Origin of the sequence: Bradyrhizobium sp. (genome assembly GCF_004799405.1) — a bacterium.
Lineage (GTDB): Bacteria > Pseudomonadota > Alphaproteobacteria > Rhizobiales > Xanthobacteraceae > Bradyrhizobium.
On the sequence record NZ_SSMW01000011.1, the window covers coordinates 60,314 to 72,422 of the forward strand.

At 64.1% G+C, this 12,109-nt stretch carries 7 protein-coding genes and 1 pseudogene; 4 read left to right on the top strand and 4 right to left on the bottom strand.

All coding sequences use genetic code 11. The features are described 5' to 3' along the window. Window positions 1-8: 8 nt before the first annotated feature. Both E7813_RS02845 and E7813_RS02850 read right to left on the bottom strand, forming a co-directional pair. Entirely contained in the window at window positions 9-1,607 is a 1,599-nt protein-coding gene (locus tag E7813_RS02845) for a GMC family oxidoreductase (RefSeq protein WP_291570651.1), read from the bottom strand. 28 nt (window positions 1,608-1,635) lie between these two features. Further along, on the bottom strand, window positions 1,636-3,921 hold the full coding sequence (locus tag E7813_RS02850) for a fused MFS/spermidine synthase (protein WP_291570653.1): 2,286 nt from the start codon (window positions 3,919-3,921) through the stop codon (window positions 1,636-1,638). Window positions 3,922-4,072: 151 nt separating this feature from the next. On the opposite strand from E7813_RS02850, the gene E7813_RS02855 reads away from it, so the two are divergent. The 3 genes and pseudogenes from E7813_RS02855 (at window position 4,073) to E7813_RS02865 (ending at window position 7,554) form a co-directional block, all read left to right on the top strand. Further along, the gene (locus E7813_RS02855; protein ID WP_291570655.1) at window positions 4,073-5,674 is read left to right on the top strand and encodes an NAD(P)/FAD-dependent oxidoreductase; all 1,602 of its coding nucleotides are present in this window, start codon (window positions 4,073-4,075) and stop codon (window positions 5,672-5,674) included. Window positions 5,675-6,247: 573 nt separating this feature from the next. Continuing rightward, window positions 6,248-6,618, top strand: a pseudogene (locus E7813_RS02860) (VOC family protein). 42 nt (window positions 6,619-6,660) lie between these two features. Beyond that, window positions 6,661-7,554 carry a 50S ribosomal protein L11 methyltransferase gene (locus E7813_RS02865; protein ID WP_291570657.1) on the top strand — a complete coding sequence of 298 codons (894 nt, stop codon included), beginning with the start codon at window positions 6,661-6,663 and terminating at the stop codon, window positions 7,552-7,554. Between the two features lie 21 nt (window positions 7,555-7,575). On the opposite strand, the gene E7813_RS02870 is transcribed toward E7813_RS02865, so the two are convergent. Beyond that, the gene (locus E7813_RS02870) at window positions 7,576-7,761 is read right to left on the bottom strand and encodes a hypothetical protein (protein WP_291570659.1); all 186 of its coding nucleotides are present in this window, start codon (window positions 7,759-7,761) and stop codon (window positions 7,576-7,578) included. A gap of 193 nt (window positions 7,762-7,954) precedes the next feature. Between E7813_RS02870 and E7813_RS02875 the strand changes: the two genes are divergently transcribed. After that, window positions 7,955-9,784: an aminopeptidase P family protein gene (locus E7813_RS02875; RefSeq protein WP_291570661.1), complete on the top strand. Its 1,830-nt coding sequence runs from the start codon at window positions 7,955-7,957 to the stop codon at window positions 9,782-9,784. Between the two features lie 175 nt (window positions 9,785-9,959). On the opposite strand, the gene ligA is transcribed toward E7813_RS02875, so the two are convergent. After that, window positions 9,960-12,107 carry an NAD-dependent DNA ligase LigA gene (gene ligA / locus E7813_RS02880; RefSeq protein WP_291570663.1) on the bottom strand — a complete coding sequence of 716 codons (2,148 nt, stop codon included), beginning with the start codon at window positions 12,105-12,107 and terminating at the stop codon, window positions 9,960-9,962. Between the last annotated feature and the right edge of the window lie 2 nt (window positions 12,108-12,109).

Here is a 12,109-nt window from a genome sequence, read left to right on the forward strand (position 1 = left end):
GATCGTCCTCAGTCGAACAGGTTGGCGAGACGCTGCTTGATGCTGTCGGCAATGTAGAGCGCCAGCGCCTGGATGGTCGAGGTCGGATTGACGCCGCCGGAGGTCACCCAGATGCTGCCGTCGACGATGAAGAGGTTCTTCACGTCATGGCAACGCCCCCATTCATTGACCACCGAACGCTCAGGGTCGGTGCCCATGCGCGCGGTGCCGAGCAAATGCCAGCCGCCATTCAGGATCGGGCTCTCGACGCAGATATTGCTGGCGCCGGCGGCGTTGAGGATTTCCTTGGCGCGCGCGATGCCATGTTGCATCATCTTATGGCTGTTGGCGCTGATGGTATAATCGAGCTTCGGCGCTGGGATGCCGCTACTGTCCTTCAGCACCGGATCGAGCGTAACGCGGTTATGCTCCTCGGGGAGGTCCTCGCAGATCGCCGAAAGGCCGATGCGGCGGTTCACGAGTTTGCGGTACGACGCGTGATGGTCCTCGCCCCAGGCCAGCCTTCCCGCGGTGGAGCTGACGATCGCCTCGATGATCGAACCAACGCCGCGGCCGAACTGAAAGGTGTAGCCGCGGACGAAATCGCGCTGCGGGTCGGTCTCGTAGAATTGCTTGCTCCACAGGCACAGCGGCGGGCCGTGATTGCCGTCGAGCGGTTCGTCGACATAGCCGTAGGTCAGCGCGTAGGGATGAAACATCAGGTTCTTGCCGACCAGCCCGCTGGAATTGGCAATGCCGTTGGGGAAGCGCGCCGATACCGAATTCAGCATCAGCCGCGGCGTGCCGACGCCGTTGCAGGCGATGATGACGACTTCGGCCGGTTGAAACTGCTCCTCACCTTTGGCGTCGTAATAGATGACGCCGGAAGCCATGCCGTGCTCGTCGGTGGTGATTTCGCGAACCCGGCACAGCGTGCGCAGTTCGACGCCGGCCCGGATCGCATGCGGCCAATAGGTGATGTCGGTTGAGGCCTTGGCGCCCTGCGCGCAACCCGGCGTGCAGTGACCGAGATTGATGCAGCGTCCCCGCCCATCGTAGTCGGTGGTGGCGATGGTGGTGTCGGAAGGCCACCAGTGCCAGCCCAACTGGTTCATCGCCTTGCCGAACCGGGCACCCGATTTGCCCAGCGGCACCGGCGGCATCGGCGGCTGCTTCGGCGGATAGGCGGGATCGCCCGCCAGCCCCGAGACGCCCATCATGCGGTCGTTCTCGGCGAAGAACGGCTCCAGCGTGGCGTAATCGATCGGCCAGTCTTCGGCGACGCCGTCGAGCGTGCGCACCTTGAAGTCGGAAGGGTGCAGGCGCGGAAAATGCGCCGTGTACATGATGGTGCTGCCGCCGACACCATTGAAATTCACCACCTTGATCGGCGAATTGTCGTCGTTGATCGGATAGTCGGTCGGCCGCGCGCGGCGGTTGGGATTGACCGCGAAATCGCTGAACAGGCGCGCCTCCCAATCCCGTCCGTTGCTCGGATAGTCGGTCGGCTTTACCCAATCGCCCTGCTCGAGGCAGAGGATGTGCATCTTGGTCTCGGCAAGGCTCCACGCCACCGCCGCGCCGGAGGCGCCGGAACCGATGATCAGGACGTCGACCTTGTCATGCATTGCGATGTTCCTCTCACGTGTTTGAAACTCACTGCTCGCCGTCGCGCAGCCGCCGCCATACCGCGCCGAGCACGTTGGAATAATCGTCGGTCCAGACCCGCTGGGTTTCGTCGGCCTCGGTCAAGGCCCATTGCTCCGACGATGCCAGCTTGCCGACATCGGCCTCGTCGCGCGCGGAGACCACCACCTCGGTGGCGAAGATATACTCGTCGTCGCGGTTGGAATCCTCGCTGTAGACCCAGCTCTTGAGATCGTTTTCATCGGCGATGCCGACCACGACGCTGGCAAGCTCCAGATGCCGGTTCGAGACATGCATCAGCACCGCGCCCTGCGGCGCCAGCTTGTCCTTGTAGATTGCCATCGCTTCTTCGGTGGCGAGATGAATCGGAATCGCGTCCGACGAATAGGCGTCGACGATGATGAGGTCGTAGATGCCGTCGGGCTCGCGGGCGAAGGTCAGCCGCGCGTCGCCGATCACGGGCTTCAGGTCCGGCTCGCAATTCCTGATGTAGGTGAAATATTTCGGGTCGCGCGCGGTGTCGACCATCGACTGGTCGATCTCGAAAAACTTCCAGGTCTCGCCCGGTTCCGATGCGCAGGTCAGCGTACCGGAGCCGAGGCCGATCACCGCCACGCGGATCGGACCGCCGTTGCGCTCGCGGATCGCGGTGATCGCCTGACCGATGCCGCCGTCCTGGTGGTAATAGGTGATCGGCTCCGGCCGCCCGGTCACCGGCGTGCCGTCGGCATTCCTGAATTTCTGGGCGCCGTGAATCGTGGTGCCGTGCATCAGCACGTGATAATAACCGCCGGGCGTCACCACGATCTTGTGCACGCCGAAAAAGCTGCGCACGGTCTCAACCCGCCCCTCGTCCGCCGGATAGGCCCGGAGCAACAGCAGGGCCACCACCACGGTCGCGAAAATCTTCCAGCGGCTGGCGTTGAGGCCGAGCGCCAGCAGGGCCGAAAGCACCCCGACGGCGCCGATCATCCAGACCCGGTGCTCATCGAGCCACGCCATCACCTTGCCGTTCGACCAGGAAGGCGCGATCAGCGCCACCGCGAGCACGGCGAGAAACGGCCAGTACCACCGGCTCCATCGCGGCAAACGCTCGTCCCCGCCGGGCGGCCGGCACAGCGCCGCCAGCGCCAGCAGGATCGGGTATTCCGCGACCCAGGAGAACGCGAACGGCGCGATCAGGCCGGCGAACAATCCGCCGACCATGCCGCCGAACGACAGCGCGACGTAGAAGCCGGTGAGATATCGCGCGGCCGGCCGAGTCCGCGCCAGTTCGCCGTGGCACGCCATCGCAATGACAAAGAAACAAAGCTGGTGCCCGCCGAGCGTCAGCAGCAGATTTTGCTCACCGCCGACCGCGAGCAGCACGACGACGCCGGCGATCGCCAGCGGCTGCGCCATCAGCATCCATTTGTGCGGCAACAAGGGACGCGACTGGAACACCAGCACCCAGGTCAGCAGATACAGCGACAGCGGCAGCACCCACAGCAACGGCGCCGCGGCGACGTCGGTGGAAATATGAGCGGTCACCGCGATCAACAGACCCGAGGGCACCGCGGCGAGAAAGATCCAGCGCGCGCGCAGGCCCCAGGGCGGCGCCGGGGCGTCGCCGTCCCCGGCAAGCGTGACGACAGCGGCGGTCATCGGCGAACGCAGCAACAGCACGCCGCAGGCGCCGATCAGGACGATCAGCAAGCCATAGCCGCCGGTCCAGATCAGGTTTTGGGTGCGCAGCGTGAACATCGGCTCCAGCAGCACCGGATAGGACAACAGCGCCAGGAAGCTGCCGATATTCGAGGAGGCATAGAGGAAATAGGGATCGGGCCCGTTGGGATGGCCGGTACGGACGAACCAGGCCTGCAGCAGCGGGTTGTTGGCCGCCAGCGCGAAGAACGGCAGCCCGATCGAGACCGCGAACAGGCCGAGCAGCCAGAATGCATAGCCCGACGTCGGCGGCTCGCCCCACCCGCTCGCGATCGCCAGCGGCAGCGTCAGCAATGCGAGCACCAGCAGCACCAGGTGCGCCACCACCGGAATCATCCGGTTGCGCAGTTGCATCAGGTAATGCGCGTAGGCGTAGCCGCCGAGCAGCAGCGACTGGAAGAATACCATCGCCACCGACCACACAGCCGGCGAACCGCCCAGCCGCGGCAATACCATTTTGGTGAACAGCGGCTGCACCGAAAACAGCAACAGCGCGCTGACGAAGATGGCCGCCGTGTAGACCATCAGCACCTGCCGGTCGCGGCTGGCGGAAGACTGGTCCGCAACCACGGACGGATCGGATGAACTCATGTAAACTCCGGCAGGAGTCCGGCGGGGAGCCGGCGGCGGAAACGGCAATGGAGCATATGGCAACACGGCGATCAATGCGGGGTAACGCTCTCGTCATTTGCGGGAATGCGAGGCACGAACCCGGCATGACGGGACCAGTCGTGCACCAATCATGACGGAAACCGACGTTGTCATCATCGGCGCGGGGCATAACGGCCTCACTTGCGCGGCCTATCTGGCGATGGCCGGACTGCGCGTGAAGGTGGTCGAGCGCCGCAAGGTGGTCGGAGGTGCTGCGGTGACCGAGGAATTCCATCCCGGGTTCCGCAATTCGGTCGCGGCCTACACCGTCAGCCTGCTCAACCCGCAGATCATGTCGGACCTGAAATTAAGCGAACACGGCCTGCGCATCGTCGAACGCCGCGCGCAGAACTTTCTTCCCGCCCCCGATGGCAGCTATTTACTGACAGGCGAAGGCCGCACCCGCCAGTCGGTCGCCAGGCTCAGCCAACACGACGCAGCGGAGATCGACGCCTTCACCCGCGAACTGGAAGCCATCGCCGACGTGTTGCGGCAGTTCGTGCTGCGGGCGCCACCGAACCTCGTCGAAGGCTTCGGCGCCGGCGCCATCCGCGAAGCCTTCAACGCGCTCGGCGCCGCGAACATCCTGCGCAGTCTGTCGCTGGAACAACAGCGCAGCCTGCTCGATCTGTTCACGCGTTCGGCCGGCGACATGCTGGACCAGCGATTCGAGAGCGATCTGGTCAAGGCGTTGTTCGGATTCGACGCCATCGTCGGCAATTACGCCAGTCCCTACGCGTCGGGCTCGGCCTATGTGATGCTGCACCATGCGTTCGGCGAGGTGAACGGCAAGAAGGGCGTCTGGGGCCATGCCATCGGCGGCATGGGCGCGATCACGCAGGCGATGGCAAGCTCGGCCCACGGCCATGGCGTCGAGATCGAAACCGGGGCGGGCGTGCGCGAAGTCATCGTCGAACGCGACCGTGCCGTCGGCGTGATCCTCGACAACGGCGAGACCGTCAGGGCCGGATATGTCGCCTCCAGCGTCAATCCGAAGCTGCTCTATACCCGGCTGTTGCCGGCGGATGCGCTGCCGGCGGAATTTCTCGGCCGCATCCGGAACTGGCGCAGCGGCTCCGGCACCTTCCGGATGAATGTGGCGCTTAACGCCCTGCCCTCGTTCACGGCGCTGCCGGGCGAAGGCGATCATCTCTCGGCCGGCATCATCATCGGACCCGGGTTGCGCTATATGGACCGCGCCTGGCAGGACGCCCGCGACCACGGCTGGAGCCGCAAGCCGGTGGTCGAGATCCTGATTCCCTCGACCCTGGACGACACGCTGTGCCCACAGGGCCGGCACGTCGCCAGCCTGTTCTGCCAGCACGTCGCCCCAGAACTGCCGGATGGCACATCGTGGGACGACCATCGCGAGGAAGTCGCCGATCTCATGATCGCGACGGTGGACGGGTACGCGCCGGGTTTTGCCACAAGCGTCATGGGGCGCCAGATCCTGTCGCCGCTCGACCTGGAGCGGCAGTTCGGGCTGCTCGGCGGCGATATCTTCCACGGCGCCCTGACGCTGAACCAGTTGTTCTCGGCGCGGCCGATGCTCGGCCATGCCGATTATCGCGGCCCCCTGAAGGGGCTCTATCATTGCGGTTCCGGCGCCCATCCCGGCGGCGGCGTCACCGGCGCCCCCGGCCACAACGCCGCCCGCGCGATCATCGGGGATCACCGGGCGCTGTTTGGATGAGCCAATGAGTCGTCATGGCCGGGCTTGTCCCGGGCATGACGGAAACACTGGTGGGCAACCTGCGGTAAACTGTGGGAAACCGGTTGATGACCCCGGGAAAAGCTGTGCATTCGTCATGCACTTGGGGGAACCGGCTTTTGAAAAACCGGGTACGTCCCCGTGTACAAGTCTGTGCACAACCCTTGTGTTGAAGGCTGACAGGCTGTGGAAACACGTCGAGCCTGACCAACGCGTCCAACCCAGAGCCGCAGACCAAATCGTCCAAGCGCATTGGAGCGATTAACTAGTCTATTCAAAGTGATGCAGGGCCAGCTTTGATCAGCACTTCATTTGCTGAGCACCTGAAGCTGAGATTATGCGAGGGAGCTTGAGGCACTTCATGCGGTTGACGAATGCCTTCTCAAAGAAGGTTGAGAACCGCCGCGATGCCCTTGTGTTGTATTTTGTTTTCTGGAGCGTTCACAAAATACTGATGCAAGGACGATCGAAATGCCTGACGTGTGAAACCTACAGGATGAGAGTTAAGGAAACTTCAAGCGGACACCACCTGGCAGGCAAACAGCGGAGGCGAGGATGTTGGATCACGTCACGATTGGGGTTACCGATATCGCGCGGTCGAAACGGTTCTACGATCAGGCGCTGCGTCCGCTGGGCATCGAACGGCTGTATGCCGAAAAGGACGCGTTCGCTGGCTATGGCGCGAACAAGAAGGCGTTTTTCTGGATCGGCCGCCGGAGCGGCGGGCAAACAAGCTCCCATGTCGCCTTTGCGGCCCAGAACCGGGAAACCGTGGATCGATTTTACCAGGCCGCGCTCGCGGCCGGCGGACGGGACAACGGGCAACCGGGCTGCGCCCGCACTATCACAGCAATTACTACGGGGCGTTCGTGCTTGATCCGGACGGCCACAACATCGAAGCTGTCTGCCACCAGAACATCGGGTAACCAGACACGCGACCCTGCCTGCGCCTCCCGCCCGGACCTTTGATGCCCTCTGCCCTCACCCCGTCCACCCACCGCGCCAGCTTCGCCATCGGCAACGAGCAGACCGCAAAGCGGGTGGTCGATCTGTTAACCGAGAGCTTTTTCGAGGGCCAGGCCGCCATTGCCGCGTTCGAGGGCGCGGGCGGCCGCTGGGACATCACGGTGCATTTCGCCGAGCCGCCCGATCAAGCCTCGATCCGCGACCTCGTCGGCATCGCCGCCGGCGACGAGGTCGCGCAGGCCATCACCTTCGACACGGTGGAAGCCAAGGATTGGGTCAAGGCGGCGCTGGAGGACCTGGTTCCGGTCCGCGCCGGGCGGTTCATCGTGCACGGCCGGCATGACCGCTCAAGGGTGGCGCCCAACCAGTTCGGCATCGAGATCGAGGCGGCGCTGGCGTTCGGCACCGGCCACCACGGCACCACCCGCGGCTGCCTTTTGCTGCTCGATCATGTGCTGCGGGCGCGCCATCCCCGGCGCGTGCTCGACCTCGGAACCGGCACCGGCGTGCTGGCGATCGCGGCGGCGAAGGCGCGGCGCCGCCCGGTGCTGGCGAGCGACATCGATCCATTGTCGGTCCGGATCGCGCGGGACAATGCGCGGCTCAACGGCGTGGGGAACCTGGTACAGACGATCCAGGCGACCGGATTTTCAGCGCCGCAATTCGCCCGGCACGGTCCGTTCGATCTGGTGCTGGCGAATATCCTCGCCAATCCGCTGCGGCAGATGGCGACGCCTCTGGCAAAACATCTGGCGCCCTCGGCGCAGGTCATTCTTTCGGGGCTGTTGCCGCATCAGGCACAAAGCGTGATTGCCGCCTACCGCGCGCGCGGGCTGGTCCTCAAGCGGCACCTGCAAATCGAGGGCTGGAGCAGCCTCTTGATGCGTCGCGCGTGATGGGGTCGCGACGGGGGAAAGCTAATCGGGCAGTTTTTGTTCGCGGCGGCCGATCACGCCGTTTTCCTTGCGCAGTGCCCGCTTGACGCGCGCCTCGACGAAACGGTCGAGGATCTGCACGATGACGCCACGTTGTTTTTTGACGACAGGTGGAATCGGTCCGCGGCGCATTGGCGGCGATATCTTCTCAAACGTAAAAGCAGGCATCGTGTATCCCCTCGTCGTTGAGTTGAAACACTCCTGGATTTCCCCCAGATATCGTTGGATGGGCGGCTTGTGACAGCAAACAGTTCCATCCCGACTAATGCACGCGATAATATTCAAGCATAATCTGTGCCAAAATAGACACGATTCGCATCGCATTGCGGAGTTCTCCCCGCAATCCTAAGGTGATCGCGCGATGTTCGAAGCCCAATTCCAGACATTCGAGGAGCCCGAAGGCGGCGTCGCACTGACGGCGCGGCTATCGGCCTTTCGCGAGGAACTGGCGCGCCGCAAGCTGACCGGATTCGTGATTCCCCGCGCCGATCAGCAACAAAACGAATATGTGGCACCCTCCGAAGAGCGGCTGGCGTGGCTCACCGGCTTCACCGGATCCGCCGGGCTCGCCATCGTGCTGAGCCAGCAGGCCGCGGTATTCGTCGACGGCCGCTACACGCTGCAGGCGGCCAAACAGGTCGATCACAAAGCCTGGAGCGTCGAGCCGCTGATCGATCCGCCGCCGGAAACCTGGCTGACCAAGCACCTTAATGCCGGCGATCGCCTCGGATTTGATCCGTGGCTGCACACTTCGGCGGCAGCCGAGCGGCTGGCCGCGGCCTGCGCCAAGGCCAGTGCGGAACTGGTCGCGGTCGACGGCAATCCCCTTGATTCGGTGTGGACCGAGCGCCCGCCGCCGCCGCTTGGCCCGGTCGCTGTTCACGGCAAGCAATTTGCCGGCGAGACGGAGTCCGACAAGCTCCGGCGTATCCGTCTTGAGATCACCAGGCTCGGCGCCGATGCGCTGGTGCTGTCGGATTCGCACGCGGTGGCCTGGACCTTCAACATCCGCGGCGCCGACGTTTCGCACACGCCGCTGCCGCTGTCCTATGCGCTGGTGCCGAAGGACGGCCGTCCCACGGTGTTCATCGATCACCGCAAACTCTCCAACAGCGCCCGCGACCATCTCGAGCAATCCGCCGATGTCGAGGAACCGGACGCGCTGACGCCGAAACTCGCCGAATTGGCGCAACGCGGCGCGTCGATTGCGCTCGACAACGCGACCGCCGCCGATGCGTTGAGCCGCCTGATCAATGCCGCCGGCGGCAAGGCGGCGCGCGGCAACGATCCTGTCAGCCTGCTCAAAGCCGTCAAGAACGCGACCGAGATCGAGGGCACGCGGACGGCGCATCGGCGCGATGCGGTGGCGCTGGCGCGGTTTCTCGCCTGGATCGACCGCGAAGCGCCGTCGGGCGCGCTGACCGAGATCGACACCGTCGAGGCGCTGGAAACCTTCCGCCGCGAAACCGGCGCGCTGAAGGATGTGTCGTTCCCGACCATCGCCGGCACCGGGCCGAACGGCGCCATCGTGCATTACCGCGTCACCCGCAAGACCAACCGGCGGATCGCGCCGGGCGATCTCCTGCTGATCGATTCCGGCGCGCAATACGAAGACGGCACCACCGACGTCACCCGCACCATCGCGATCGGCGCGCCGACCATGGAGATGTGCGACCGCTTTACCCGCGTGCTGCGCGGGCACATCGCGATTGCGCGCGCGGTATTTCCCGACGGCACCACCGGCGCGCAACTCGACTCGCTGGCGCGGCAATTCCTGTGGCAGGCCGGCCTCGATTTCGATCACGGCACCGGCCACGGCGTCGGCAGCTACCTCTCGGTGCATGAAGGCCCGGCGCGGATTTCCAAGCTCGGCACCACGCCGCTCAAGCGCGGCATGATCCTGTCCAACGAACCCGGCTACTACAAGACCGACGCGTTCGGAATCCGGATCGAGAATCTCGAGCTGGTGATCGGGACCGAGATTGCCGGCGCGGAGAAGCCGGTCAACGCCTTCGAGACACTGACGCTGGCGCCGATCGATCGGCGGCTGGTCGACCTCAACATGCTGAGCGGAGACGAACTCGACTGGCTCAACGATTACCACGCCCGCGTGCGCCACAAGGTTCGCCCGCATGTCGACGAAGCGACGAAAGTGTGGCTCGACGCTGCGACCGAGGTGCTGTCGCTGTAAAACTCGCAGCCGTGTCAAAGGGACGAAGGCGCTGCACCAAAGATAGTCGTCATACCCCGCGAAAGCGGGGTATCCAGTACGCCGCAGCTTCTCGATTCAATCACAACCGCCTCTGGAATACTGGATCACCCGCTTTCGCGGGTGATGACATCAGTATAGTGGCGGTGAGCGCACCTCACTCCCCGATCAGCTTCAGCCACTCGTCTTCGGTCAGCACCGCGACGCCGTGCTTCCTGGCGTCGGCCAGCTTCGAACCGGCGCCGGGACCGGCGACCACATAATCCGTTTTCTTCGATACCGAGCCGGCCGCCTTGGCCCCCAGCCGCTCAGCCGTCGCCTTGGCTTCGTCCCGCGTCATCTTTTCCAGCGAGCCGGTAAAAACCACCGTCTTTCCGGCAACGGCCGAGTTACTCTTGGGCTTCTCGGCGTCGAGGATGGTGACCTCGCCGGTCAGTCGCTCGACGATGCCGCGATTGTGGCTTTCGCCGAAATAGGCGGCGATACTCTTGATCACGGTGTCGCCGATCTGGTCGAGCGCATCCATCTCGGCGATGGTCTCTTCATCGCCCTTGGCGACCTTGAGACCGGCGTCGTGAAATGCCTTCCAGGAACCGTAGCCCCGCGCCAATGCCAGCGCCGTGGTTTCGCCGACATGACGCATGCCCAAGGCATAGATGAAACGCTCCAGCGAAATCCTGCGCCGGACTTCGATGGCGGAAAACAGGTTGCGTACCGAGGTCTCGCCGTAGCCCTCGATCTCCTCGAGCTTGAGCTTGGGGTTGCGGGCCTGCAGCGTGAAGATATCGGCCGGCTCCTTTACCCATCCGTTCTCGAAGAAAAACTCGATCTGTTTTTCGCCGAGCCCGTCGATATCGAAGGCGCGGCGCGAGGCGAACAGCTTCAGGTGCTCGATCTTCTGGTAGGGACAAGCGAACTCGCCGCTGCAGCGAGCGCGCGAGCCCTCTTCGCCGGTGGCGGTTTCCTCGCGCACCACGTCGGTATGCAGCGGGCACGGGCACTTCTTCGGAAAGTGATAGGGTTTCGCGTCCCTGGGCCGCTTGTCGAGCACGACATCCACGATCTGCGGGATCACATCGCCGGCGCGCTGCACAATGACGGTATCGCCGATCATGATTTCGCGTCCCTCGCGCAGTTGCTCGCCGTCGCCCCCGATACCCCTGATGTAGTCCTCGTTATGCAGCGTCACGTTCTGCACGATGACGCCGCCGACGCCGACCGGCTCGAGCTTGCCGACCGGCGTGAACGAGCCGGTGCGGCCGACCTGAATCTCGATATCCCGCAGCACCGTGGTGGCGCGCTCGGCCGGAAATTTGTGCGCTATCGCCCAGCGCGGCGTGCGCGAAACGAAGCCGAGGCGCTCCTGCCAGTCGAGACGGTCGACCTTGTAGACGACGCCGTCGATATCGTAATCCAGCCTGGCGCGTTGTTGCTCGATCTTACGATGGAAGGCGATCAACTGCTCGACCGAATGACAGAGTTTGGTTAGCGGGTTGGTCTTGAAACCACAATGTTCGAACCAGCCTATCATGCCGGACTGGGTATCCTCGGGCATCGCGCTCATCTCGCCCCAGGCGTAGGCGAAAAAGCCGAGCGGACGCGATGCGGTGATGGAAGGATCCTTCTGGCGCAGCGAGCCCGCCGCCGAGTTGCGCGGATTGGCGAAAACGGTGTCGCCGGCCGCCTTCTGGCGTTCGTTTAGCGCCAGAAATGCTTTCTTGGTCATGTAGACCTCACCGCGAACCTCGCAGACGTCGGGCACCTTGCGGCCCCTGAGTTTCTGCGGCACGTCCTCAAGCGTACGGATATTGGCGGTAACGTCCTCGCCTTCGGCGCCGTCGCCGCGCGTCGCGGCGGTCACGAGTTCGCCGTCTTCGTATCGCAGCGACATCGACAGCCCGTCGATCTTCGGCTCGGCGCTGAAGTCGATCCTGTCGTCCTCATCGAGTTTCAGAAAGCGGCGGATGCGCCCGACGAAATCGATGACGTCCTCTTCCGCAAAGGCGTTGTCGAGCGAGAGCATTGGCACCGCATGACGGACTTTCCTGAAACGCCCCGACGGCGCCGCGCCGACTCTCCGTGAAGGCGAGTCCGACGAAACGAATTCCGGAAACCGCGCTTCGAGCGCATTGAAACGCCGGCGCAGCGCGTCATATTCCGCGTCGGTAACGCTTGGCGCGTCGTTCTGGTAATAGCGCTTGTCGTGGCCCTCGATTTCGAGCGCCAGGCGCTTGTGCTCCACTTTGGCCTGCGCCTTGGTCAGCTTGGCGACCTCGGCGAGCGGCTTCTTCGCTTTGACAACCATGG

Excerpts from the sequence above, each read along its gene's own strand:
- E7813_RS02845 (WP_291570651.1), bottom strand. The coding sequence starts at position 1,607 with ATGCATGACAAGGTCGACGTCCTGATCATCGGTTCCGGCGCCTCCGGC.
- E7813_RS02850 (WP_291570653.1), bottom strand. The coding sequence starts at position 3,921 with ATGAGTTCATCCGATCCGTCCGTGGTTGCGGACCAGTCTTCCGCCAGC.
- E7813_RS02855 (WP_291570655.1), top strand. The coding sequence starts at position 4,073 with ATGACGGAAACCGACGTTGTCATCATCGGCGCGGGGCATAACGGCCTC.
- E7813_RS02865 (WP_291570657.1), top strand. The coding sequence starts at position 6,661 with ATGCCCTCTGCCCTCACCCCGTCCACCCACCGCGCCAGCTTCGCCATC.
- E7813_RS02870 (WP_291570659.1), bottom strand. The coding sequence starts at position 7,761 with ATGCCTGCTTTTACGTTTGAGAAGATATCGCCGCCAATGCGCCGCGGA.
- E7813_RS02875 (WP_291570661.1), top strand. The coding sequence starts at position 7,955 with ATGTTCGAAGCCCAATTCCAGACATTCGAGGAGCCCGAAGGCGGCGTC.
- ligA (WP_291570663.1), bottom strand. The coding sequence starts at position 12,107 with ATGGTTGTCAAAGCGAAGAAGCCGCTCGCCGAGGTCGCCAAGCTGACC.